Genomic DNA, 24,342 nt, shown 5'->3' with positions numbered 1-24,342 from the left:
CCCACCGGCCCGCAGCAGCCCAAGAACCTCTACGGCTTGGCGTCGACGGGGTCGGCACCCCGCGCCCCGGCAACGGCGGCGCCAAGGCCACCCCCACCCCCACCGGCGCCGGCCCTGAGCATCCGAGCCGAACGGCGTGCGGTACGCAACGCGTCGAAGGTGAGCAGCGACAGCGCGAGCCAGACCAGCGCGAACCCGGCCCACCGCTCGGGCGGCATGGCCTCGTGGAAGTAGAGGATGCCGAGGAGGAACTGGAAGACAGGCGCGAGGTACTGCAGCAGCCCCAGCGTGGACAACGGCACCCGTATCGCGGCCGCGCCGAAACAGACCAGCGGCAGCGCGGTCACCACTCCCGTCGCCGCGAGCAGCGCCGAGTGCCCCGCCCCCTCCGAAGCGAAGGTCGCACCCCCGCTCGAACCCAGCCACAGCAGATACCCGAGTGCGGGCAGGAACTGGATCGCGGTCTCGGCGGCGAGCGACTCGAGGCCGCCGAGGTTGACCTTCTTCTTCACCAGCCCGTAGGTGGCGAAGGAGAAGGCGAGGGTGAGGGAGATCCACGGCGGACGGCCGTACCCGATGGTGAGGACGAGGACCGCGGTGAAGCCGACGCCGACCGCCGCCCACTGCACGGGGCGCAGCCGTTCCTTCAGGAGCAGTACGCCGATGGCGATGGTGACGAGCGGATTGATGAAGTACCCGAGGGACGCCTCGACCACGTGCTCGCTGTTCACGGCCCAGATGTAGACGCCCCAGTTGACCGTGATCACGGCCGCCGCGACGGTGATCAGCCCCAGCTTGCGCGGCTGCCGCAGCAGCTCGCCGAGCCAGGCCCAGCGCCGCATCGCCACCAGCGCGACGCCGACCACGGCGAGGGACCACACCATCCGGTGGGCGAGGATCTCGATGGCTCCGGCGGGTTTGAGCAGGGGCCAGAAGAGCGGAACGAGCCCCCACATGCCGTACGCGGCAAAGCCGTTCATCAGCCCGACGCGCTGCTCGCCCTTGGAGCCCTTGGAGCCGTTCGCGCCGTCGGAGCCCATCGCGCCCGTAGAACCCATCGCGCCCGACGAACCTGTTGAGCCCGACGAACCTGTTGCGCTCCCCGTCCGCTGCTGCACGGTCACTGGCCCTCCCTCTCGTACAGCTGCTCCCGCGCAGCCTCCAAGAAGGTAGCGCCGAGCACTCCCGCCTGTCATGCCCGTATCGCCATACGGTCATGACAGGCGGGGATTCGGAGGGTGACGGCGCCCCAGGGCCCTTAGGGCCTAAGGGCCCTTAGGCCCTGGGGGAGTCAGCCCTTCAGGGCCGCCGCGATCGACTCGGCGACCGGCGTGGTCGGACGGCCGGTCAGCCGGGACAGGTCACCGCTGGTGCCTGCGAGCTCGCCCTTCTCGATGGACGCGTCGACGCCCGCCAGGATCGCGGCGACGGGGCCGGGCAGTCCGGCGCCGGTCAGGATGCCCGTGAGGGCCTCGACGGTGACGGCGTTGTAGACGATCTCCTTGCCGGCCTGCTCGGCCACCAGGGCGGCGTACTCGGCGAAGCTCCACGCGGCGTCGCCGCTCAGCTCGTACGTCTTGTTCTCGTGGCCCTCGCCGGTCAGTACGGTCACGGCGGCGGCCGCGTAGTCGGCGCGGGCGGCGGAGGCGACCTTGCCGTCACCGGCGGCCTGGGTGACGGCTCCGTACTCGAGGACCGGGGCGAGGTTCTCGGTGTAGTTCTCGTTGTACCAGCCGTTGCGCAGCAGGGCGTAGGGCACACCGGACTCCAGGATCGCCCTCTCGGTGCCCTTGTGGTCGTCGGCGAGGGCGGCGGTCAGGCCGCCCGGGGCGCTGGTGTACGCGAAGAGCGCGACCCCGGCGGCCTTGGCGGCGTCCAGGACGACCCGGTGCTGGCCCACGCGCCCCTTGTCGAACTCGTTGCCGGAGATGAGCAGCACCTTGTCACCGGCGGAGAAGAGGGTCCCGAAGGTCTCGGGCTCGTTGTAGTTGGCGACCGCGATCTTCACACCGCGGGCCGCGAAGCCGGCGGCCTTCTCCGCGTCGCGGACGACGGCGGTGATCTGGTCGGCCGGAACCTTCTCCAGCAGCCCCTCGATGACGTGGCGGCCGAGGTGTCCGGTGGCTCCGGTGACGACGATGCTCATGGGTTAACTCCTTGTGGGGTGGGCCTTCCGCTAACCATAGGAGGTGCGCTAACTCTTCGAAAGTACTCACTTTGAAGTAAGGTACTGGCATGGGAGTAAGTGGGAAGCCTCCGGCAGCGACTCGGGCAGCGACTCGGGCCGTGACTCCGGTCGTGGACATGGCCGTGACTCCGGCTGTCTCCAAGTACGACACCGGCGAGGCGATGTGCCCGTACCGCCTTGTCCTGGAGCACGTCACCAGCCGCTGGGGCGTGCTCGTCCTGATCGAGCTCCTCGACCGCCCCTACCGGTTCAGCGAGCTGCGCCGGGCCATCGGCCGTGTCAGCGAGAAGATGCTTGCCCAGACCCTTCAGACCCTGGAGCGCGACGGCCTCGTCCACCGCGACGCCAAGCCCGTGATCCCGCCCCGCGTCGACTACTCCCTCACCGACCTGGGCCGCGAGGCCGCCGAGCAGGTGCGAGCGCTGGCCGTCTGGACCACGGACCGGATGGACGACGTCGAGAAGGCCCGCTACGCATACGACGAGGCCCGGGCGTCAGCCACCCGGGCCCCATGAACCGTTGATCAGCCACTGGCCAGCCGTTGATCGCCACTGATCAGCCACTGGCCAGCCGCTGGTTGATCAGTGATCAACCACTGATCAACCACTGAGGTTGCTCAGCCGACGACCGTCCAGGTGTCCCCGCCCGCCAGCAGCGTCGCCAGATCCCCCTTGCCGTTCTGTTCGATGGCCGCGTCGAGCTGGTCGGCCATCTGGGTGTCGTAGACCGGCCGCTCCACGGAACGGAACACGCCGATCGGGGTGTGGTGCAGGGTGTCCGGGTCGGCGAGCCGGGAGAGCGCGAAGGCCGTGGTCGGGGACGCGGAGTGCACGTCGTGGACCAGGATCTGCGCCTCGTTCTCCGGTGTGATGGTGACCACCTTCAGGTCGCCGGTCGCCTGATCCCGTACGACACCCTTGGCGCCTCCCCCACTCTCGGCTTCGCTCGAGCGGGAGGTGCCCTCACCGCCGAAGCGGATCTGTTGCCCGTGCTCCAGGCGGATCACCGCCTCCTTGGCCTGCTGCTTGTCCTTGAGCACCTCGAAGGCGCCGTCGTTGAAGATGTTGCAGTTCTGGTAGATCTCCACCAGTGCCGTGCCCGGGTGGGCGGCGGCCTGTCGCAGCACGTCGGTGAGGTGCTTGCGGTCGGAGTCCACGGTCCGGGCGACGAAGGACGCCTCCGCGCCGATGGCCAGGGACACCGGGTTGAAGGGCGCGTCCAGGGAGCCCATAGGCGTCGACTTGGTGATCTTGCCGACCTCGGAAGTGGGTGAGTACTGGCCCTTCGTCAGCCCGTAGATCCGGTTGTTGAAGAGCAGGATCTTCAGGTTCACATTGCGGCGCAGGGCGTGGATCAGATGATTGCCGCCGATGGAGAGGGCGTCGCCGTCACCGGTCACCACCCACACGGACAGGTCCCGTCGCGAAGAGGCGAGCCCCGTCGCGATGGCGGGCGCACGGCCGTGGATGGAGTGCATGCCGTATGTGTTCATGTAGTACGGGAAGCGGGACGAGCAGCCGATGCCCGAGACGAAGACGATGTTCTCCTTGGCGAGGCCGAGCTCGGGCATGAAGCCCTGCACGGCCGCCAGGACCGCGTAGTCACCGCAACCGGGGCACCAGCGCACTTCCTGATCGGACTTGAAGTCCTTCATGGACTGCTTGGCCTCGGCCTTGGGCACCAGAGTGAGCGCCTCGATCGTGTCCGCGCCTTCCGTGGTCGTCTCAGCCATCGATGGCCTCCTTGAGCGCCGTGGCGAGCTGTTCGGCCTTGAACGGCATGCCGTTGACCTGGTTGTAGGAGTGCGCGTCGACCAGGTACTTCGCCCGGACGAGCGTGGCGAGCTGGCCGAGGTTCATCTCGGGGATCACCACCTTCTCGTAACGCCCCAGCACGGTGCCGAGATTCCGCGGGAAGGGGTTGAGGTGGCGCAGATGGGCCTGGGCGATGTTCTCCCCGGCGGCGCGCAGTCGCCGCACCGCCGCGGTGATGGGTCCGTAGGTCGAACCCCAGCCCAGGACCAGGGTGTCGGCCTCGCCGGAGGGGTCGTCGACCTCGATGTCCGGGACGTCGATGCCGTCGATCTTCGCCTGCCGGGTGCGGACCATGAAGTCGTGGTTGGCGGGGTCGTACGAGATGTTGCCGGTGCCGTCCTGCTTCTCGATGCCGCCGATACGGTGCTCGAGCCCCGGTGTGCCCGGGATCGCCCACGGGCGGGCCAGGGTCTGTGGGTCGCGCTTGTACGGCCAGAAGACCTCGGTGCCGTCGTCGAGGGTGTGGTTCGGGCCCTGTGCGAACTGCACCCGCAGGTCGGGGAGTTCGTCGACCTCCGGGATGCGCCACGGCTCGGAGCCGTTGGCCAGATAGCCGTCGGAGAGGAGGAGGACGGGGGTGCGGTAGGCGAGCGCGATCCGGGCCGCCTCCAGGGCCGCGTCGAAGCAGTCGGCGGGTGTGCACGGGGCGACGATCGGGACCGGGGCCTCGCCGTTGCGGCCGTACATGGCCTGAAGGAGGTCGGCCTGCTCGGTCTTGGTCGGCAGGCCGGTGGAGGGCCCGCCGCGCTGGATGTCGATGACCAGCAGCGGCAGTTCGAGGGAGACCGCGAGCCCGATGGTCTCCGACTTCAGCGCCACGCCCGGCCCGGAGGTGGTGGTGACGCCGAGCGAGCCGCCGAAGGCCGCGCCCAGGGCGGCGCCGATGCCCGCGATCTCGTCCTCGGCCTGGAAGGTGCGGACGCCGAAGTTCTTGTGCCGGCTCAGCTCGTGCAGGATGTCGGAGGCCGGGGTGATCGGGTAGGAGCCCAGGAAGAGGGGCAGGTCCGCCTGCTGGGAGGCGGCGATCAGGCCGTAGGAGAGGGCCAGGTTCCCGGAGATGTTGCGGTAGGTGCCGGTCGGGAAGGTCTTGGTGGCCGGGGCGACCTCGTAACTGACCGCGAAGTCCTCGGTCGTCTCACCGAAGTTCCAGCCGGCCCGGAACGCGGCGATGTTCGCGGCCGCGATGTCGGGCTTCTTGGCGAACTTGGCCTTCAGGAACTTCTCCGTGCCCTCGGTGGGCCGGTGGTACATCCACGACAGCAGGCCCAGCGCGAACATGTTCTTGCTGCGCTCCGCCTCCTTGCGGGACAGGTCGAAGTCCTTGAGCGCCTCGAGCGTCATCGTCGTGAGGGGGACGGGGTGGACGGCGTATCCGTCCAGGGAGCCGTCCTCCAGCGGACTGGTCGCGTAACCGACCTTCGCCATGGCCCGCTTGGTGAACTCGTCCGTGTTGACGATGATCTCCGCGCCGCGCGGCACATCGCCGATGTTCGCCCTGAGAGCGGCCGGGTTCATGGCGACGAGGACGTTGGGCGCGTCGCCGGGCGTGAGGATGTCGTGGTCCGCGAAATGCAGCTGGAATGAAGAAACGCCCGGCAGGGTGCCTGCGGGCGCTCGGATCTCGGCGGGGAAGTTCGGCAGCGTCGAAAGATCATTGCCGAAGGACGCCGTCTCGGAGGTGAAGCGGTCGCCGGTGAGCTGCATTCCATCACCGGAGTCGCCCGCGAACCGGATGATCACCCGGTCGAGCCGGCGAGTTTCTTTCGCCCCCGCCGGTTTGCGCTGTTCTCCTACGACGGCTTCGTCGGCCTGCTCCGCTGGGCTACTGACCTGGCTGGTCACTTAACTGGACCTCCTTCGAGGCGGCTGTCTGGGAGCGGCCCTCCCGCAGGCCATCCCAGGATCAACCCTACGTCTGTAAGGGTCGCCTTCCCTCGGCCGTTCGCATGATGGACACCATTTTGAGACGGTTCGACGCCCTGATTTGTCATGATTTACTCGCCCCGCCGCTCCTCTGGAAGACGCTCCTACCTCATCCTTTGGTTCTTGCGCCGGCCTTGTGTCGCTCTGGTGCCGTGCCTGGCACAGTGTCAGGCCATTAGGAGTTGAGGTAGGTGAGGACGGCCAGAACACGCCGGTGATCCCCGTCGCTCGGGGACAGCCCGAGCTTCAGGAAGATATTGCTGACGTGCTTCTCGACCGCTCCGTCGCTCACCACCAGCTGGCGCGCGACCGCCGAGTTGGTCCGGCCCTCGGCCATGAGTCCCAGGACCTCCCGCTCCCGCGGGGTGAGCCCGGCCAGCACGTCCTGCTTACGGCTGCGTCCGAGCAGCTGCGCGACCACTTCCGGGTCCAACGCGGTACCCCCCTGGGCCACCCGCACCACCGCGTCCACGAACTCCCGGACCTCGGCGACCCGGTCCTTGAGCAGATAGCCGACGCCGCGGCTCGAACCGGCCAGCAGTTCGGTGGCGTAACGCTCCTCCACGTACTGCGACAGCACCAGCACCCCCAGTCCCGGGTGGTGCTTGCGCAGCTGCACGGCGGCCTTGACACCCTCGTCGGTGTGCGTCGGCGGCATCCGTACGTCGGCGACCACGACGTCCGGCAGCTCGCTCTGGGCCGCCAGGTCGGTGATGGTCTTGATCAGCGCGTCGCCGTCCCCGACACCGGCCACGACATCGTGCCCACGGTCGGTCAGCAACCGGGTCAGGCCCTCCCTGAGCAGCACTGAATCCTCGGCGATGACCACCCGCACCCTGTCCTCCACGATTTCTCGGCCCCCCAGCCCGTTGCCGGCCGACGCCGGCTGCGTCCCGCTCGTACGTCAGTCCTCAGCATTCCAGCATTCGGACCAAATGGCGGCCGTTCTTCAGCCTGTCCGCCGTTTGAGCGCGATTCCCTCCGGGCGAGCGGGGGCCAGGGGGCGGAGCCCCTTGGCGGGGGCCGGGGGGCGGAGCCTCAGGGGATGGATGGGGGTCCGTTCACCTGCTCGGGTGAAGCCGAGAGCTTGGGGGAGCGTGGGGGCGGGTGGAGGAACGTGGGGGCGGTGGGGGCGACTCACCCGCGCCAGGGCAACTCCGCCGTGATCCGAGTAGGACCGCCCACGGGCGAGTCCACCACCAGAACCCCGTCCACCGCATCGAGCCGCTCCGCCAGCCCCGCCAGTCCGGACCCGCCCGACACATCGGCTCCGCCCACACCGTCGTCCGTGACCTGGAGCATCAACCGGTTCTCCACCCGCCACACATCCACCATGGCGCGCGTCGCCCGCGAGTGTTTGCTGATGTTCTGCAGCAGTTCGGAGACGGTGAAATAGGCGATCCCCTCGATCGCGGGGGCGGGCCGGGCCGGAAGGTCCACCTCCACCTGCACCGGCACCGTGCACCGGGAGGCCACGGAGGACAGCGCGGCGTCCAGCCCGCGGTCGGTCAGCACGGCCGGATGAATCCCGCGCGCCAGATCCCGCAGCTCCTGCAACGCCGTCTTCACCTCACCGTGCGCCTCGTCCACCATCCGCGCCGCCGCCTGCGGATCCTCGGTGAGCTTCTCCTTCGCCAGGCCGAGCCCCATCGCGAGGTTGACCAGCCGGGCCTGTGCCCCGTCGTGCAGATCCCGCTCGATGCGCCGCAGGTCGGCGGCGGCCGTGTCGACCACGACCCCCCGGTCCGACTCCAGCTCGACCACCCGGGTCGCCAGCCGCGACGGCCCCAGCAGCCCCAGCACCATCAGCCGGTCCACCGTGGTCAGCGCCCGTACGATCCACGGCGTGGCCATCGTGATCAGCAGCCCTAGCAGCGCGGTGACCGTGATCTCGAAGGGGTTGTCCAGGTAGATGCTGTGCGTGTCGTCGCCGTAGAGCTGAAGGCCGCCCTGACCGCCGTACACCGGGAAGAGCCAGAACCACAGCGGATACGTCAGCATCGCCCAGCCGTACGCCCAGAAGCTCAGCGCCACCGCGAATGAGAACGCCGACCACGGGAGCTGCATCACCGCGTACAGCAGATGCCGCCACGACGAACCGCTCTTGAGGATCGCCCCCATCCACGCCGGCGCCCCCTGCTTCCGCACCCGCAGGGGCTCCGGCGCGGCCACGTCGAGCCCGAGCAGCCCGCGCGCCCGCGCACGCTCCAGTGCGCCGAACCCGCGGCAGCCCGCCAGCGCCCCGGCGAGCACCGGGATGCCCAGGAAGGTGATCAGCAGCCCCGCGCCGAGCGAGAACATCGTGACGGCGAACGTGAACATGATGATCCCGAGCGGCAGGCTCAGCATCACATAGCCGAACTCGCGCCAGCTGCGGGCCTCGATCGGTGCCCGCAACGGTGCCGGGAGACGGTGCCGCCGCTCCCCGGCACCCGCCCCGTGGAATCCGGGCCCGCTCCGGTGCCCGTACCCCTGTCCGTACTCCGTGGCCATCGGTGTCGTCCGTTCTAGTCGTCCTGCTCGTCGGCTCTGTACCCCAACCCTGCTGTTTCCGGCCCTCGCCGACCATGGAGCGGGTAGGGGTCTTGGAACGGGGGTTTTCCCTACCTCAAAGGGTCCGGAGGTCAAGAGGTCTGGAGGTCTGGAGGTCAGGATGCGCGGTCCCGCCATGGCAGCTCCGCCGTGATGGTGGTCGGCCCGCCGGGCGGGGAATCGATGACAAACAGCCCGTCCACCGCGCCGAGCCGGTCCGCGAGCCCCGCCATCCCCGTACCGCCGTCGAGGCCGGCCCCGCCGCGTCCGTCGTCGCGGACCTGTATGAGCAGCCGTTCGTCCGTCCGCCAGACGTCCACGGACGCGGATCTCGCCCCGCTGTGCTTGCTGACGTTCTGCAGCAGCTCGGAGACGGTGAAGTACGCGATGCCCTCGATGGCCGCGGCAGGCCTCGACTCGAGGTCGGCCGTCACCTTCACCGGCACGGTGCAGCGCGAGGCGACCGATGACAGGGCCGCGTCCAGTCCCCGATCGGTGAGGACCGCCGGATGGATGCCGCGGGCCAGGTCGCGCAGCTCCTGCAGGGCCAGTTTCACCTCGCCGTGCGCCTCGTCGACCATGGCCGCGACACTTTCGTCGGCTTGACCCTCCAGGAGCTTCTCCTTGGCCAGGCCGAGCCCCATCGCGAGGTTGACCAGCCGGGCCTGTGCCCCGTCGTGCAGATCCCGCTCGATGCGCCGCAGATCGGCGGCGGCCGTGTCGACCACGACCCCCCGGTCGGACTCCAGTTCGGCGATACGCCGCTCCAGCTCGTCCGAGGGCGACAGCAGCCCGCGCACCATGGCCCGGTCCACGTTCGTCAGCCCACGTGCGAGGAACGGCAGCACCGGCCACAGCACGAACAACGACACGAGCGTGACCGTGAAGGTGGCGATGCCCCACGGCAGCCGGATGAAGTCGTACAGCACCGTCCGCCAGCCCACCGGATCCTTCAGGCTCGACCACAGCCAGGGCAGGAAGCCGGTCCGGCGCACCGGCAGCGGGCTCGGCTCGTCGATCCGTACGCCGAGCAGCCTGCGCGCCCGCGCCCGCTCGAACTTGCCCAGCTGCCGTGAGCCCAGCAGCCCGAGCGCGAGCAGCGGCAGCCCGATCACCGTGACCGCGAGCAGCGAGCCCGCGAACGTCATCGTCACGACGTACACGAAGCCGAAGATCGAGACCGGCAGATTGGCGAGGAGGTGCGAGATCTCCTTCCATGTCTGCCGGTCGAGGGCGAGGCGCGCGGGAGGCAGCCGGTCGCTGTCGGCCGACTCTGCGGATGCGGCGGCCGAGTCCGGTGGGCCGACGAGGGTGAGGCGTTCGGTCATATTCGCTAGCCTGCCCGGCGGCGAGCCGCCGCGCCATGAGGTAGACCGCCACGATCCACTGGGGAAATCCCCACCCCTTGAGGTGAAAGTGGACGTTTCCGAGAGGTGTGCTGGGACGCTTCCGGGGGTGCGCGGGGACGTCTTCGCGAGGTGAAATGGGGAGTGACCGCGAGGTGCGAACGGGAAGCCGGAGACGTGCGAGGCGGACGAGCCCATGGCCAGCCCACGGCCAGTCCATGGCCAGTCCAAGGCAAGCCCATGACGTGTCCCCGAAAAGGCAACGCGTGACGGGCTGCTTACCGTCTCTTTAGCAGGCCCTAGACTCCCGTCCGTACAGATCGTCGAACAGGGCGCATCACGGCGTGCGCAACGGGGCGTATGCCGGGGCGCAACGAGGTCAGGAAGTTCAGGGAGTGAGGGGCTGACGTGCCGGAACCGACCGTTGTCACGGCAACCGGGGCCGTCGTCGCGGCGGGCTACTTCCAGTCCTACTCGGTCGTCGGACTGCTCGCCGTCGTCGGCGTGCTCTTCGTCGCCGTCGCCTTCGGGGCGGGCCGTCTGCTGCGGCCGGTGGTCCCCACCCCCGAGAAACTCCTGACGTACGAGTGCGGTGTCGACCCCGTCGGCGAGGGCTGGGCGCACACCCAGGTCCGCTACTACGTCTACGCCTTCCTCTACGTGATCTTCGCCGTCGACTCGATCTTCCTCTTCCCCTGGGCGACCGTCTTCGCCGCGCCCGGCTACGGCGCGGCCACCCTCGTGGAGATGTTCATCTTCCTCGGCTTCCTGGCCTTGGGCCTGCTGTATGCATACAAGAAGGGCGTCCTGACATGGACGTGACCCCCTCGCCGACCTCCGAGCCGGTGCTGTTGCCCGAGCCGAAGCGGCTGGGCGCGCTCTCCCGGCTGGCCCCCGAGCCGATGAAGGTGGTCCTGAACTGGGGCCGCCGCTACTCGCTCTGGGTCTTCAACTTCGGCCTCGCCTGCTGCGCGATCGAGTTCATCGCCGCGTCGATGGCCCGGCACGACTTCATCCGGCTCGGAGTGATCCCGTTCGCTCCGGGCCCGCGCCAGGCCGACCTGATGGTCGTCTCCGGCACGGTCACGGACAAGATGGCCCCCGCCGTCAAACGTCTGTACGAGCAGATGCCCGAGCCCAAGTACGTCATCTCCTTCGGCGCGTGCTCGAACTGCGGCGGCCCGTACTGGGACTCGTACTCGGTCACCAAGGGCGTCGACCAGATCATCCCGGTGGACGTGTACGTCCCCGGATGCCCGCCCCGCCCGGAGGCGCTGCTCCAGGGCATCCTCAAACTCCAGGAGAAGATCGCCCGGGAGTCGCTGGGCGAGCGCTACAGCTCCTCGCCGCGCCCGTCGGCGGCAGCTCTCCAGAGCGGCCTGGTACGCCCGCCCGCCGTGGGGGAGGACCGATGACCGTCGGCTGGCTCCCCGCCCCGGCCGAGGAACTCTTCGGCCCGGAGGCCACGGCCGAGGAGTCGTACGAGGTCCTGACGGTCGATGTGCCGCCCGCTTCCTGGATCTCCGCCCTGGAGACCGCGCGTGACAGGCTGGGCTGCACCTACTTCGACTGGCTGAGCGCCGTCGACGAACCCGGCACGGGCTTTCGCGTCGCGGCACACGTGGTGGCCCTGTCTCCCGTACGCCGCCTCCTCGTCCGTACGACCGTCCCGCACTCGGCACCCGTCCTGGCGTCGGCGGTCTCCGTGTACGCAGGTGCGGGCTGGCACGAGCGCGAGACCCACGAGATGTTCGGCGTCACCTTCGAGGGCCACCCTGGGCTGGCCCCCCTGTTGTTGCCAGAGGGCTTCGAGGGCCACCCTCTCCGCAAGGACTTCGTCCTCGCCGCCCGCGTCGCCAAGGCCTGGCCCGGCGCGAAGGAGCCGGGGGAGTCGGATCACGGTGGCCCGAAGCGCCGCCAGATGCTTCCGCCGGGCGTCCCCGACCCCAACGAATGGGGCCCCCTGAAGGGCCAGCTCCCACCGGCCCCCGCCCGCCCGGCCCGCGGCGCCGCCCGCGCCGCCGGCGACCGCCCGGTGCGCCCCGCCCGCACGGCGGGAGAGGGCTCAGCGAGCCAGGCCCCCGCCGTGGGTGCGGGCGAGGGTGCGGGGACTGGTGCCGCCACGGACGCTCCGGTGACGCCGCGCCGGGCACGCAGCGCGAGCCAGGGCTCGGCAAGCCAACAGCAGACGACTCCGGCCCCTGAACAACCGCCTGCTCAGCCTGCTTCAGATGCTGCGACTGCTGCGACTGCGGCGGCGGCTCCTGCCGGTCCCCGCCGTGCGCGCAGCGCCAGCCAGGGCTCGGCTTCGCAGCGGACCGAGGCGACGGGGGAGGACACCGGGCCGACGACTCCCCCCACCCCGACGAGGCCCACCGCGCCGCGCAGCGCGGACGCTCCGTGGCACCACGCCCGCCCCGCCTTCGACGAGCCGAATCCGGTACCTGAATCGGAATCGGAGGCGCGCCCGGAACCGGAATCGGAGGCGACGCCGAAGCCCTCCGCCAAGGCCGCCCCCACCCCCGACAAACCTCAGCCCGACCCCGCCGCCCCCACCCCTGACCCCGACGACACCTCCGGAGGCACGCAGTGAACGACGCTCTCGACGTTGCCCTACGCCTCCTCGTCGTCTTCGTCGTGTTCCTGACGTTCCCCCTGATCGTCGGTCAGACCGAACACAAGGTGATGGCCCACATGCAGGGCCGCCTCGGCCCGATGTACGCCGGTGGCTTCCACGGCTGGGCCCAGCTCGTCGCGGACGGCGTGAAGTTCGCACAGAAGGAGGACATCGTCCCCGCGGGCGCGGACCGCCGTATCTTCCAACTCGCCCCCGCCGTAGCCCTCCTCCCGTACCTCCTGGTTCTTCTCGCCATCCCGATCGGCCCGGGCCAGGGCGCGGTCGGCCAGGTCGTCGACGCGGGCATCTTCTTCGTCCTCGCCGTGATGGGCGTCGGCGTCCTCGGCTCGCTCATGGCGGGCTGGGCCTCGGCCAACAAGTTCTCCCTCCTCGGCGGCCTGCGCACCGCCGCCCAGCTGCTCGCGTACGAACTCCCGATGCTGCTGACCGCCGCCTCCGTCGCGATGGCGGCCGGCACCGTCTCCCTGCCCGGCATCGTCGACGCCTTCAAGTGGTGGTGGCTGCCCTGGCAGATCGTCGGCGCGATCGTCTTCTTCGTGGCGGGCCTCGCCGAACTCCAGCGCCCGCCCTTCGACATGCCCGTCGCGGACTCGGAGATCATCTTCGGTGCGTACACCGAGTACACGGGCCTGCGCTTCGCGCTCTTCCTCCTCGCCGAGTACGCCGGAATCGTCGTCCTGTGCGCCCTGACCACCGTCCTCTTCCTGGGCGGCTGGCACGGACCGTGGGGCGTCGACGGCCTCGGCTGGGTCTGGACCCTCCTCAAGGCGGCCATCCTCGCCTTCGTCGTCATCTGGCTGCGTGTCACCTATCCCCGCCTGCGCGAGGACCAGCTCCAGAAACTCTCCTGGACCCTCCTCGTCCCCCTCTCCCTCGCCCAGATCGCCCTCACCGGCATCGTCAAGGTGGTGATCTAGACCATGGCTGAGTCCCTCCCGCCCACCCGGCACAGCTCTCCCCCGCCCACCCGGCCCCGCATTCCTGGCTCCGGTCTCGCCAAGGGCCTGGCCGTCACCCTCCGCACGATGACGAAGAAGACCGTCACCGCGCAGTACCCGGACGCCCAGCCCGAACTGCCGCCCCGCTCCCGCGGCGTCATCGGCCTGTTCGAGGAGAACTGCACGGTCTGCATGCTGTGCGCCCGCGAGTGCCCGGACTGGTGCATCTACATCGACTCCCACAAGGAGACGGTCCCGCCGGCCGCCCCCGGTGGCCGCGAGCGCAGCCGCAATGTCCTCGACCGCTTCGCCATCGACTTCTCCCTGTGCATGTACTGCGGTATCTGCATCGAGGTCTGTCCTTTCGACGCGCTTTTCTGGTCCCCGGAGTTCGAGTACGCGGAGACCGACATCCACGAACTCACCCACGAGCGCGACAAGCTCCGCGAGTGGATGTGGACGGTCCCGGCCCCGCCCGCACTCGACCCCGGCGCCGAGGAACCCAAGGAACTGGCCGCCGCCCGCAAAACCGCCGACAAACTCGCCGCCGAGGCAGCCACGGAGGCAGCGCAGACCGAGGAGCCCCCGGCTCCGGGCCCGCAGCCTTCCGAGCCTGCCAAGGCCTTCGAGCGGCAGGAGGGTGAGTCGTGAGCCTCGCAGCAGCCGGCGTCGCCGCGGCGCGAGCCACGACCACCGCCGCAGAGAGCCACGGCTTCCTCTCCCCGACCGGCGTCGAGATCGCCTTCCTCCTCGTCGGTCTGGTCACTTTCGGCGCCGCGATCGTCACCGTCACCACCAAGCAACTGGTGCACGCCGCCCTGTGGCTGGTGGTGACCCTCGGCGGCCTCGCCGTCGAGTACCTCCTGCTCACGGCCGAGTTCATCGCCTGGGTGCAGGTCCTCATCTACGTCGGTTCCGTCGTCGTCCTCCTCCTCTTCGGCCTGATGCTCACCAAGGCCCCCATCGGCCGTTCCCCGGACGCCGACTCCGGCAACCGCTGGGCCGCCCTGACCGTGGCCGTCGCCGCGGCCGCCGCCCTGGTCTGGGTCGTCGTGGACGCCTTCCGCACGACCTGGGTCGACCTGGGCGGTCCCGCAGCAGGCTCCACCGAGGTCATCGGGGCGAGCCTTTTCCAGAGCTGGGTCCTCCCCTTCGAAGCGCTCTCCGTCCTTCTCCTCGCCGCCCTGGTCGGCGCGATCGTCCTCTCCCGCAAGGCGAAGGCGGACGCGACGATCACTGCGGGCGCGACGACCACCACCACGGGTGCCCAGAGCCGCCGGAGTGAGAAGGAAGGGCCTCGCTGATGCACCTCGCCTATCCCGCCGTGCTCTCCACCCTCCTCTTCTGCACGGGCCTGTACGGAGTCCTCGCGCGCCGCAACGCGATCCTGGTTCTGATGTCCGTCGAGCTGATGCTCAACGCCGTCAACCTCAACCTCGTCGCCTTCGACGTCTGGCTCTCCAAGACCGCCCGCGACACGCTCCACTCCGGCCAGGCACTGACCCTGTTCACCATCGCCATCGCCGCGGCCGAGATCGGCATCGGCCTGGCGATCGTCCTCGCCGTCTATCGAGGCCGTGGCACCTCGGACATCGACAAGCTCCGCGACACCGCCGAGGGCCCCGAAACGGACGGCCCCGACGGCGACGGCACCCACGGCGACGGCACCGAAGAAGCCCGCGTCCCGGGAGACGAGAAGGCTGAGGCCACCGCGTGACCACGACCACCCTCGCCGTCCTCGTCCCTCTCCTTCCGTTCCTGGGCGCCGCGGCCGGACTCCTCCTCGGCCGCACGGCCCCCGGCTATGTCCGCCCCCTCGCGGTCCTGCCGCCCCTCACCTCGCTGGTCCTCGCCGTGCTGGTCGCCGTGCGCCAGGGCGGCGACCAGGCCATCAACGCGGCCACCGAGCTGACGCCCACCGGCTCGGTCCCCGTCGAACTCGCCCTGCACATCGACGGCTTCGCCGCTCTCGTCGCCGTACTCGTCGGCGTCGTCGCCTCCTGCGTGCAGATCTACTCGACGGGCTACCTGCGCGACGACCCGCGCTACCCCTCGTACGCCGCTCTCGTCTCCCTCTTCACCTCCGCGATGCTGCTCGTCGTCTATTCCGGCGACCTGATCGTGCTCCTGGTCGGCTGGGAGGTCATGGGCATCTGCTCGTACTTCCTGGTCGGCCACTACTGGGAGACCCCCGAGGCCCGCGCCGCCTCGATCAAGGCATTCCTTGTCACCAAGCTCGGCGACGTCCCCTTCCTCATCGGTCTGTTCGCCCTTGCCACCGACGCCGGGTCTTTCCAGATCACCACGGTCCTCGGCACCGTCGCGAGCGGCGGGCTGCACCATCCGACGCTGGTCGCCCTGCTGCTCCTCGCCGGTGCGGCGGGCAAGTCGGCGCTGTTCCCTCTGCACACCTGGCTGCCCGACGCGATGGCGGGCCCGACACCCGTCTCCGCGCTGATCCACGCCGCGACGATGGTCGCCGCCGGTATCTACTTCATTGCCCGGCTCCTCCCCGTCTTCCAGGCCTCCTCGGCCGCGATGGTCGTCCTCGCCGTCATGGCCGCCGTCACGATGGCGGGCTCGGGGCTCGCCGCGCTCGCCCAGGACGACATCAAGCGCGTCCTCGCCTACTCGACGATCGGCCAGCTCGGATACATGGCCGGCGCCCTCGCGGTCGGCGACCGCGGTGCCGCCGTCTTCCACCTCCTCTCCCACGGCGCCTTCAAGGCGCTGCTGTTCCTTGCCGCCGGCGTGATCATCCACGCCTCCGGCACCAACTCGCTGGCCGTCATGTCCCGTATGACCGGCCTGCGCGCCCGCGTCCCCGACGCCTACTGGACGATGACCGTGGCGTTGCTCGCACTCGCCGCGATCCCCCCGTTCAGCGGCTTCTTCTCCAAGGAAGCCGTCCTCGGCGCCGCAGAGCACGTGGCCACCGGCCACACCGAACACGCTCCCGGCGCCGCGGGCTGGATCGTCCTCGTCGCCGGCCTGGTCACTGCCGTGCTCACCGCCGCGTACGCCACCCGCCTGTGGCTGCTGGCCTTCCACGGACGGGGCGCCGAAGCTCCTGACCACGGGCGGCAGCCACTCACGATGACCGCCGTGCTGTGGGTGCTCGCCATTCCGTCGCTCGCCTTCGGCCTGGCGTACGGCCCGCTGCCCGACTGGTTCGACGGCCGCGATCTGTCGCCGGTCCTCACCACCTCCGTCCTCGGCACGGGGCTCGCCCTGGTCGGCGGACTCGTCACCTACGGCGCCTGGCGGCACACGAGCACGGTGGCGGTGCGCGTACCTCCCCCACTCTCGGCTTCGTTCGAGCGGGGGCACCCCCACGGTGCGGTGGTGGCCCACCCCGACGCCGACGCCGGAACGGTCGAGGCCGAGGCCATCGCGCTCCACGCGTCGGCGTTCGGAGACATGGCCTACGCCCCCGATCCGGCGGACCCGGGCCGGCTGTTGCTCGGCCCGCTGCACCGGCACGCGGCCGTCGGCTTCCACCTCGACGCCGTGTACAACGTGCTGTTCGTCCGCCCGGTCCAGGCCGGAGCCGCACTCGTCCGGTTCCTCGACCGTGAGGTCGTCGACACCTACGTACGCGGCGCGGGCGCCCTACCCCGCCTGCTCGGCGCCGCCGTACGGCGCGCGCAGACCGGCAATGTGCAGACCTATGTGAGCGCGCTGCTCGCCGGCACCGTCGTCCTGGTGGTCGCCGCCCTCCTCGTCGCCACGGGAGCGTGAGCAGGCGTGATCGATATCAGTGAATCCGTGATGCAGATTCTTCTCGCGTTGATCGTCGTCGGGCCGCTCATCGGCGCCGCCACAGCTCTCCTGCCCGCACCGCCCGGACTGAAGGGGAAGTCGCCGGAGCAGGCCGTCCTTCGGCACGGCGTGATCGTCACCGGCGCGGTGCTCATCGCCGCGATCGTCCTCGCGCTCGGCTTCGACCACGACCACCCGTCGAAGATGCAGGCCACGACGGACATCAGCTGGATCCCCGCACTCGATGTGCGGATCCACCTCGGCATCGACGGCATTTCCCTCCCCCTTCTGGTCCTGACCGCGCTGCTGACCTTCCTCTGCGCGCTCTACAGCTACTTCAAGATGCCCGCGGGGCCGACCCCGAAGGCCTTTGTCGCACTGCTGCTCGTCCTCGAGTCCGGCACGCTCGCGACCTTTGCCGTCCTCGATCTGCTGCTGTTCTTCCTCGCGTTCGAGACGGTGCTCATCCCGATGTACTTCCTCATCGCCCGGTGGGGCGGTGCCCAGCGCCAGGCCGCGGCCTGGAAGTTCATCCTCTTCACACTGCTCGGTTCGGTCGTCATGCTGCTGGGCCTGCTCCTGATCGGAATCAAGGCGGGCACATTCGACATGGTGGCACTCGCCACTGACAACGGCCGGTCGCTGAGCACATCCGTGCAGGTCATCGCCGTTTTGGCGATCGGAATCGGACTCGCGGTCAAGACACCGATGTGGCCGCTGCACAGCTGGCTGCCGGACGCCCACACTGCCGCGCCCACCGTCGGCTCGGTCCTGCTGGCCGGTGTAATGCTGAAGATGGGTACGTACGGGTTCGTCCGGATTCTGCTGCCGATCGCGCCGGACGGGATGCACACCTTCGCCCCCTACCTCGCCGCCTTCGCCGTGGTCGGGATCATCTACGGATCCCTGGCCTGTCTGGCCCTCGCGAAACAGGGCGCGAAGGGCGATCTCAAGCGGCTCATCGCGTACTCGTCCGTCGGGCACATGGGCTTCGTTCTGCTCGGCATCGCGACGATGACCCCGACCGGCGTGAACGGCGCGCTGTTCGCCAACATCGCCCACGGCCTCATCACCGGCCTCCTCTTCTTCCTCGTAGGGGCGCTCAAGGACCGCACGGGCACGACCGACCTCGACACCCTCGCCGAGGAGACCGGCGCCGCGCTCTACGGCAAGGCCCCGCGCCTCGGCGGCCTGCTCGCCTTCGGCGCCGTCGCCTCGCTCGGGCTGCCGGGCCTCGCCGGATTCTGGGGCGAGATGCTGGCGCTGTTCGGCGCGTTCAAGCCCGCCGCGGACCTCAGCCGTCCCGCGTATCTGACGTTCATGGCGATCGCCGCCTTCGGCACGCTGCTCACGGCCGCGTACATGCTCGTCGTCGTACGCCGGGTGTGCATGGGCGAGACCCCGCGGCAGGAGGCGCCGACGCTCGCCGACGTCCAGAGCTACGAGTTCGCGGCCTGGACGCCGCTCGTCGCCCTCACGGTCGTCGCCGGCCTATGGCCCAAGGCTCTCCTCGGCCTGACCGATCCGGCCGTACAGCAGCTCCTCGCAGGAGGCACCCGATGAGCTCCTTGGTCCAGTCCGTCGACTGGCTCGCGATCGCGCCGCCCACCATCACCGCGGTCGTCGGACTCGCCGTGCTCGTCGCCGACCTCTTCATCGGAGAGGAGAAGAAGGCGGTACTCGGCTGGGTATCGGTGGCGGGCCTCGCCGCGTCCGCGCTCATGCTGCTGCCACTCCTGGACGGCGACCGCGCCACGTTCTGTCTGACGGGCGACGCGAACGCCTGCAGCTATACGGCGGACCGCTTCACCCTCGTCATCCAGTTTCTGGTCCTCGGCGGCGCGCTCCTGGCGGCCCTGCTGTCGGTCACGGCCTTGAAGGACGCCAACAAGGAACTCCCCGAAGGGGAGTTCTGGTTCCTGCTGCTCTCCTCGGCCGCGGGTGCCGCCCTGCTGCCCGCCTCCCGCGACCTCGCGACCCTCATCGTCGCCCTCGAAGTCGCCTCCCTGCCCGCCTTCGCGCTCGTCGGCATCAAGCGCGGCGACAAGAAGTCCTCCGAAGCGGCCCTGAAGTTCTTCCTCTCCTCCGTCACCGCGACCGCCGTGAGCCTGATGGGCGTCAGCTTCGTCTACGCGACGACCGGCACCCTCTACCTCACGCAGATCGCGGACAAGATCCAGCACGTAGACGGACAGTTCCACACCCTCGCCCAGGCGGGAGTCGTTCTCACCCTCGTCGGCTTCGCCTTCAAGACGGCCGCCGTGCCGTTCCACTTCTGGGTGCCCGACACCTATGTAGGGGCGCCTTTGCCGGTCGCCGCCTACTTGTCGGTCGTCGGCAAGGCGGTCGGCTTCTCAGGCCTGATCCTCGTCACCGTCGTCGCCCTCCCGTCGTACGCGGACGTGTGGGGCCCGGCACTCGCCGCGCTGGCCGCCCTCACCATGACCGTCGGCAATGTCGGTGCCCTGCGCCAGCAGGCCACGCGCGCGTACAGCGCGGTCCGGCTGCTCGCCTGGTCCTCCGTCGGCCAGGCCGGCTACCTCCTGGTGCCGATCGCGTCCGCCGCCTACTCCAAGGACGCCGGGAAGGCCATCGGCTCCACCGTCGCGTACGCCCTGATGTACGCGGTCGTGAACCTCGGCGCTTTCGCCGTGGCCGCCCTCGTCGCCCGCAGGAGCCCACTGAACCGCATCAGCGACTACCGAGGCCTGTACGCGACGAGCCCCCTCTCAGCCCTCCTCCTCGGCTTCTTCCTGCTGTGCCTCGCGGGACTGCCGCCGGGCATCATCGGACTCTTCGCCAAGGTCACCGTCTTCTCGGCGGCCGTCGACGCGGGACTCGGCTGGCTGGCCGTGATCATGGCCGTCAACGTCGTGATCGCGCTCTTCTACTACCTCCAGTGGACGACGCTGCTCTTCCGCGCCCCCGAGGGCGAACCCGAGAAGCACCGCGTCCCGGCCCCCCTCACGGCGGCGATCGCCCTGACAGCGGTCCTGGGCATCGCCCTCTCCGGGGCACCCCAACTGGTCCTGCGCTTCTCGGGCACCGGCCTGTTCTGAGGCCGTCACCCGGACGGCCCACGCGCGCCGCTGCCCGCACAAGGGAACTAGTGCTCCCCGCCTGGCGTTGACCAGTACGGGAGGTTCCACTGAAGAGTGGAAGCAAGGCACCAGCAAGCAAAGGGTTCCCCTGCCGCACCACTTGGAGGGCGTACCGTGCACCGCCGGCACAACGGGCTCAGGACCGCCGTACTCCTCGGGGGACTGTCCGCACTCATCATCGTCATCGGCAGCTTCTTCGGGCGTACCGGCCTCGTCGTCGCGCTGTTCATCGCGATCGGGACGAACGCGTACGCGTACTGGAACAGCGACAAACTGGCTCTACGCGCGATGCGCGCGCGCCCGGTGAGCGAGTTCGAGGCCCCGGCCCTGTACCGCATGGTCCGTGAGCTCTCGACCCAGGCCCGCCAGCCCATGCCACGTCTGTACATCTCGCCGACGGAGGCACCGAACGCCTTCGCGACGGGCCGCAACCCGCGCAATGCCGCCGTGTGCGTCACCGACGGAATCCTGCGCATCCTGGACGAGCGCGAACTGCGCGGCGTCATCGGCCACGAGCTCAGTCATGTCTACAACCGCGACATCCTGATCTCGTCGGTCGCGGGCGCCCTCGCCTCGGTGATCATGTTCCTGGTGAATTTCGCCTGGCTGATCCCGGTCGGCCGTTCGAACGACGACGAGGGCCCCGGCATCCTCGGCATGCTGCTGATCATGATCCTGGGACCGCTCGCCGCGTCCCTCATCCAGCTCGCCATCAGCCGCTCCAGGGAGTACGAGGCGGACGCGTCCGGCGCCCAGCTCACCGGCGACCCCCTCGCCCTCGCCAGTGCCCTGCGCAAGCTCGACGCGGGCACCAAACAACTGCCGCTGCCTCCGGAGCCGCGCATCGAGACCGCGAGCCACATGATGATCGCGAACCCCTTCGGCCCGGGACAGGGAATGTCGAAGATGTTCTCCACGCATCCGCCAATGGCGGAGCGCATCGCCCGGCTTGAGCAGATGGCAGGTCGCCAGCAATGAAGACAATTCTGAACGTCATTTGGCTCGTCCTGAGCGGCTTCTGGCTGTTCCTCGGCTACCTGGCCGCGGGTGTACTGCTGTGCATCACCATTATCGGCATCCCCTTCGGGATCGTTCTTCTGCGTTCAGCATCGCGCTCGGCTCGACCCGTCCTTCGATGACCATCGAGGGCAGTAGCTGAAGTTCCGGGAGAGGTACCTGTTCTACGTCCGCCAGGGCAGCGCACACACGGCTCCAGGTGTCGTCGGACGTCCAGGTGTTGAAGTGCTTCGAAGCCTGGATGGTGGCGCCGGTTTCCTTGATCACAACGGGCCAGGACTTGCCGGTGCGCGCCTTATAGAAGATGGCGTCCACGGATCGGCGAACGGTGCCCCGGCGCCCCTTAGGGAGTAGGGAAGCGACCTTTGCCCACTCCTCGTCGGAGAGCGCGGCAGCAGGGATGCCGAGGCCAGCAGCGGCGTACCAGGCACGAACGGTGCAGGGGACGCCGCCGCGCCGATCGACAGGCACCGGGCCCGTGATCGTGACCTTTAGTTCCATCATGGATAAAATGGCCGCTTGCTGCTCCGGAGCCATGCCCGGGAACGACTCCTTCGCCATGCTTGCCAGCGCGATGAGATCCCGGGCCTGCCGTTCGGACTCCTCCATCTCCGCGAGCCATTCGGCCGCCTCGTCGCGCAGGTTCTGAAGCTGTTGGAGTTCGTCGTTCAGGACGGCTGTAGCCGTTTCAATGGCGTCGGCTGACTTGCTTTGCTTGGCCGACGCGACGATGACGGCCGTGATCGACGCGTTCATACCCTCGATCTGGTGGTCAAGGGCTGCGATCCGGTCGACCAGGGCAGTGGTGTCCCCTTCCGCCATCCCGATCCATTCGGCAGCCAGCGCCTGGAGCTTTTTGCTATCGCTCGCGATCTCGGTGACGTGCCTCCACACATGCCTCTCAAGCGCGTTGGCGTCGATGCGCGAGCAGCCACAGGACTTCTGGCTAGGGTCTTTGGGCGTGTTGCCGGAGCATCGGTAGAACCGGGCGCCCTCCCGTGTTGGGGTGAAGCTGATCCCCGAATACGTCTTCCCGCAAAGGCCCAGGACCCGACCGCTCAGCGGATAGAACCACCGCTGCCCACTGCTCTGCTTCGCTGTCTCGGCGACCTTGCGCCGAAGCTCCGCGCTCTGTTCCGCGGTCAGGATTCGAGGCAGGTCAATGCGTACGGAGTCGCCCCAGATGGGATTGCCGTTCTCATCGGTACTGGCGTGCTTTCCGCGGAAGACGAGTACGCCGTCGAGGACAGGTATCGACATGATGCGATCCCGGAGGTTGTCGCGCGTCCACGTCTTGCCGGAACGCGCTGTGACCCCTTCGGCGATGAGACGGATGGTGGCCTTGCGAAGGTTGAGCCCTTCGCCGACGACCAGGTCGTACACATGCCGGATGATCTTCGCCTCGTCCTCGTCGATCACCAGGTATGAGCCGGGGGTCCCCTTGTTGGCGATGCGGTAGCCGTACGGCGGACGCCCGCCGATGTGCGCGGCCGGTGTCAGTTCGGCCTTCTCCTGCAAGCCGCCCTGAGTGCGGTCGCGGATCGTCTCCCACTCTGTCTCGGCGTAGTCGGCGTCACGGCGCATCTTCTTGCGCCCTTCGGTCGTGGTGTTGTCGTAGTCGTCGGCGACGACAGCGACGTACACCCCGATGTCTTCAAGGGCCCAGACTCACCGCCAGAAGGCACGGCCCTTGCGACCGATCACCAACGCCGGCTCCGAAGGCACCAACCGGGTCATCAAGACCATCGCCCGCGACGCCTACGGCTTCCGCAACCCCGGCAACCAGCGCTTACGCACCCGCTGCGCGACCACCCGTCGAGCCCGTGGACACCTCGATGCCCGCTAATTTCGTTGAGCCCGCACCCTGCAATCGTGTTGGCTAGCGGCACCGAACTGTCAGTACCGCAGGTGTCCGCTTGGCTGTAGCAGGGAGTTAAACGTGCAGGACATTGCTGTCGACCCCGTTGCCCACAATCGGGCAGCCTGGGACAAGTATGTCCAAGAGGGCAACGAGTGGTCGAGGCCGGTGAGTGCTGAGGATGTCGAGCGCGCCCGCATGGGCGACTGGTCGATTGTTCTCATCGGGCGTGAGCCAGTCAACCGCTCCTGGCTGCCGACGGACCTGACCGGCAAGGACGTGTTGTGCCTGGCCTCCGGCGGTGGCCAGCAGGGTCCGATCCTCGCCGCCGCAGGGGCGCGGGTCACCGTATTCGACAACTCACCCCGCCAGCTCGGCCAGGACCAGATGGTGGCGGCGCGCGACGGACTCGAGCTGCGCACCGTCCTAGGCGACATGCGCGACCTCAGCGCCTTCGGCGACGCAACATTCGACGTCGTATTCCATCCGGTCTCTAACCTATTCGTACCAGACTTGGCACCGGTGTGGCGTGAGTGCTTCCGCGTCCTGCGACCGGGCGGAACTCTGCTCGTGGGCTTCCTCAACCCTGATGTGTACTTGTTCGACCACGAGGCGCTCGACGAGCGCGGCGAGCTGATCGTCGTGCACAAGCTGCCCTACAGCGATGTCACGCAGTACTCCGCCGAAGAACGCGCCACGAAGTTCGGCGCGGATGCCGCTCTTGAATACAGCCACACCCTTACCGACCAGATCGGCGGGCAACTCGCCGCGGGGTTCGTCCTCACCGGCTTCGCGGAAGCGCCGCACCAATCCAACGCATCCGCTCAATACATGTCGAACTATTTTGCGACGCTGGCGGTCAAGCCGGGCTGACCCAGCCGTGGGGCCGGCCTAGACGACCGTGTCTCCGAATGGCCAAATGGAGCGCTGTGCCAGCCCGACCCCCACTAACTGCAGGCCCGTCAGCATCGACCTCAGATCGTCCTCTTCCTCACTCCCCGACAACTGGATGTACCGGGCGGGCCGGTACGAAGGCTCCCTCGAATTGCTCCGTTCAGGGGATCACCCTCCCTTGGTTGAGAGCTTCTGCTTGATAATTTCCGAGGCGGCGGTCAACGAACTGAAGAATCCACAGCCGCCGAACCAGACGATCCGCTTCTTCCGCAACGACGTGACCAAGTTCGCCTCTTCTGGCAAATCCTCAAACTGCTACCGAAGGGATACG

The 24,342-nt window shown here is 68.9% G+C and carries 22 protein-coding genes and 1 pseudogene; 15 read left to right on the top strand and 8 right to left on the bottom strand.

Translation table 11 applies throughout. From position 1 onward, the window contains the following. Positions 1-29 precede the first annotated feature (29 nt). Both rarD and OG747_RS18175 read right to left on the bottom strand, forming a co-directional pair. Positions 30-1,058 carry an EamA family transporter RarD gene (rarD, locus tag OG747_RS18180; protein WP_405880375.1) on the bottom strand — a complete coding sequence of 343 codons (1,029 nt, stop codon included), beginning with the start codon at positions 1,056-1,058 and terminating at the stop codon, positions 30-32. Between the two features lie 233 nt (positions 1,059-1,291). Continuing rightward, complete coding sequence (locus OG747_RS18175) at positions 1,292-2,146, bottom strand: SDR family oxidoreductase (RefSeq protein WP_405880374.1); 855 nt, start codon at positions 2,144-2,146, stop codon at positions 1,292-1,294. Between the two features lie 158 nt (positions 2,147-2,304). On the opposite strand from OG747_RS18175, the gene OG747_RS18170 reads away from it, so the two are divergent. Beyond that, complete coding sequence (locus OG747_RS18170) at positions 2,305-2,703, top strand: winged helix-turn-helix transcriptional regulator (RefSeq protein WP_405880373.1); 399 nt, start codon at positions 2,305-2,307, stop codon at positions 2,701-2,703. 101 nt (positions 2,704-2,804) lie between these two features. Here the strand turns inward: OG747_RS18170 and OG747_RS18165 are convergent, their stop codons facing one another. The 5 genes from OG747_RS18165 to OG747_RS18145 all read right to left on the bottom strand — a co-directional run bounded on the left by OG747_RS18165 (position 2,805) and on the right by OG747_RS18145 (position 9,785). After that, positions 2,805-3,920, bottom strand: coding sequence for a 2-oxoacid:ferredoxin oxidoreductase subunit beta (locus tag OG747_RS18165; protein WP_405880372.1), 1,116 nt, complete (start codon positions 3,918-3,920; stop codon positions 2,805-2,807). Further along, complete coding sequence (locus tag OG747_RS18160; RefSeq protein ID WP_405880371.1) at positions 3,913-5,844, bottom strand: 2-oxoacid:acceptor oxidoreductase subunit alpha; 1,932 nt, start codon at positions 5,842-5,844, stop codon at positions 3,913-3,915. Before OG747_RS18160 ends, OG747_RS18165 begins: the two co-directional genes overlap by 8 nt. Before the next feature lie 256 nt (positions 5,845-6,100). Further along, positions 6,101-6,760 carry a response regulator gene (locus tag OG747_RS18155; protein WP_405885584.1) on the bottom strand — a complete coding sequence of 220 codons (660 nt, stop codon included), beginning with the start codon at positions 6,758-6,760 and terminating at the stop codon, positions 6,101-6,103. 302 nt (positions 6,761-7,062) lie between these two features. Then, positions 7,063-8,418, bottom strand: a complete 1,356-nt coding sequence (locus tag OG747_RS18150; protein WP_405880370.1) for a sensor histidine kinase — start codon at positions 8,416-8,418, stop codon at positions 7,063-7,065. 155 nt (positions 8,419-8,573) lie between these two features. After that, positions 8,574-9,785, bottom strand: a complete 1,212-nt coding sequence (locus OG747_RS18145; protein WP_405880369.1) for a sensor histidine kinase — start codon at positions 9,783-9,785, stop codon at positions 8,574-8,576. Positions 9,786-10,211: 426 nt separating this feature from the next. On the opposite strand from OG747_RS18145, the gene OG747_RS18140 reads away from it, so the two are divergent. The 12 genes and pseudogenes from OG747_RS18140 to OG747_RS18085 form a co-directional block, all read left to right on the top strand. Next, a complete protein-coding gene (locus tag OG747_RS18140; RefSeq protein WP_405880368.1) occupies positions 10,212-10,625 on the top strand; it encodes an NADH-quinone oxidoreductase subunit A in 414 nt (137 codons plus the stop codon). Next, complete coding sequence (locus OG747_RS18135; RefSeq protein WP_405880367.1) at positions 10,616-11,218, top strand: NADH-quinone oxidoreductase subunit B; 603 nt, start codon at positions 10,616-10,618, stop codon at positions 11,216-11,218. Before OG747_RS18140 ends, OG747_RS18135 begins: the two co-directional genes overlap by 10 nt. Further along, positions 11,215-12,396, top strand: coding sequence for an NADH-quinone oxidoreductase subunit C (locus OG747_RS18130; RefSeq protein WP_405880366.1), 1,182 nt, complete (start codon positions 11,215-11,217; stop codon positions 12,394-12,396). Before OG747_RS18135 ends, OG747_RS18130 begins: the two co-directional genes overlap by 4 nt. Further along, entirely contained in the window at positions 12,393-13,358 is a 966-nt protein-coding gene (locus OG747_RS18125) for an NADH-quinone oxidoreductase subunit H (protein ID WP_405880365.1), read from the top strand. The genes OG747_RS18130 and OG747_RS18125 overlap by 4 nt, the downstream gene beginning before the upstream one ends. Positions 13,359-13,361: 3 nt before the next feature. Then, a complete protein-coding gene (locus OG747_RS18120; RefSeq protein ID WP_405880364.1) occupies positions 13,362-14,030 on the top strand; it encodes a NuoI/complex I 23 kDa subunit family protein in 669 nt (222 codons plus the stop codon). Beyond that, the gene (locus OG747_RS18115; protein ID WP_405880363.1) at positions 14,027-14,683 is read left to right on the top strand and encodes an NADH-quinone oxidoreductase subunit J; all 657 of its coding nucleotides are present in this window, start codon (positions 14,027-14,029) and stop codon (positions 14,681-14,683) included. Before OG747_RS18120 ends, OG747_RS18115 begins: the two co-directional genes overlap by 4 nt. Further along, on the top strand, positions 14,683-15,096 hold the full coding sequence (gene nuoK, locus OG747_RS18110; RefSeq protein ID WP_405880362.1) for an NADH-quinone oxidoreductase subunit NuoK: 414 nt from the start codon (positions 14,683-14,685) through the stop codon (positions 15,094-15,096). The genes OG747_RS18115 and nuoK overlap by 1 nt, the downstream gene beginning before the upstream one ends. Beyond that, positions 15,093-17,120 (top strand): NADH-quinone oxidoreductase subunit L, encoded by a 2,028-nt coding sequence (locus OG747_RS18105; RefSeq protein WP_405880361.1) that lies wholly within the window; start codon positions 15,093-15,095, stop codon positions 17,118-17,120. The genes nuoK and OG747_RS18105 overlap by 4 nt, the downstream gene beginning before the upstream one ends. A gap of 6 nt (positions 17,121-17,126) precedes the next feature. Then, a complete protein-coding gene (locus OG747_RS18100; protein WP_405880360.1) occupies positions 17,127-18,704 on the top strand; it encodes an NADH-quinone oxidoreductase subunit M in 1,578 nt (525 codons plus the stop codon). Continuing rightward, positions 18,701-20,200 (top strand): NADH-quinone oxidoreductase subunit N, encoded by a 1,500-nt coding sequence (locus OG747_RS18095; protein WP_405880359.1) that lies wholly within the window; start codon positions 18,701-18,703, stop codon positions 20,198-20,200. Before OG747_RS18100 ends, OG747_RS18095 begins: the two co-directional genes overlap by 4 nt. Positions 20,201-20,356: 156 nt before the next feature. Beyond that, positions 20,357-21,220, top strand: coding sequence for a zinc metalloprotease HtpX (gene htpX / locus OG747_RS18090; RefSeq protein ID WP_405880358.1), 864 nt, complete (start codon positions 20,357-20,359; stop codon positions 21,218-21,220). Beyond that, positions 21,217-21,345 (top strand): annotated as a pseudogene (locus OG747_RS18085) (YccF domain-containing protein); the annotation flags it as partial. The gene htpX and the pseudogene OG747_RS18085, both read left to right, overlap by 4 nt. Here OG747_RS18085 and OG747_RS18080 read toward each other — a convergent pair. Further along, a complete protein-coding gene (locus OG747_RS18080) occupies positions 21,311-22,843 on the bottom strand; it encodes a transposase (protein ID WP_405885583.1) in 1,533 nt (510 codons plus the stop codon). The pseudogene OG747_RS18085 and the gene OG747_RS18080 sit on opposite strands and share 35 nt — an antisense overlap. Before the next feature lie 106 nt (positions 22,844-22,949). Here OG747_RS18080 and OG747_RS18075 point away from each other — a divergent pair, with 106 nt between their 5' ends. Both OG747_RS18075 and OG747_RS18070 read left to right on the top strand, forming a co-directional pair. Further along, positions 22,950-23,105 carry a transposase gene (locus tag OG747_RS18075; RefSeq protein ID WP_405880357.1) on the top strand — a complete coding sequence of 52 codons (156 nt, stop codon included), beginning with the start codon at positions 22,950-22,952 and terminating at the stop codon, positions 23,103-23,105. 93 nt (positions 23,106-23,198) lie between these two features. Then, positions 23,199-23,990, top strand: coding sequence for a class I SAM-dependent methyltransferase (locus OG747_RS18070; protein ID WP_405880356.1), 792 nt, complete (start codon positions 23,199-23,201; stop codon positions 23,988-23,990). Positions 23,991-24,342: the final 352 nt, after the last annotated feature.

This window comes from Streptomyces sp. NBC_01384 (assembly GCF_045040035.1).
In the GTDB taxonomy this organism is placed as follows: Bacteria; Actinomycetota; Actinomycetes; order Streptomycetales; family Streptomycetaceae; genus Streptomyces.
This window is presented reverse-complemented; position numbering and strand designations above follow the sequence as displayed.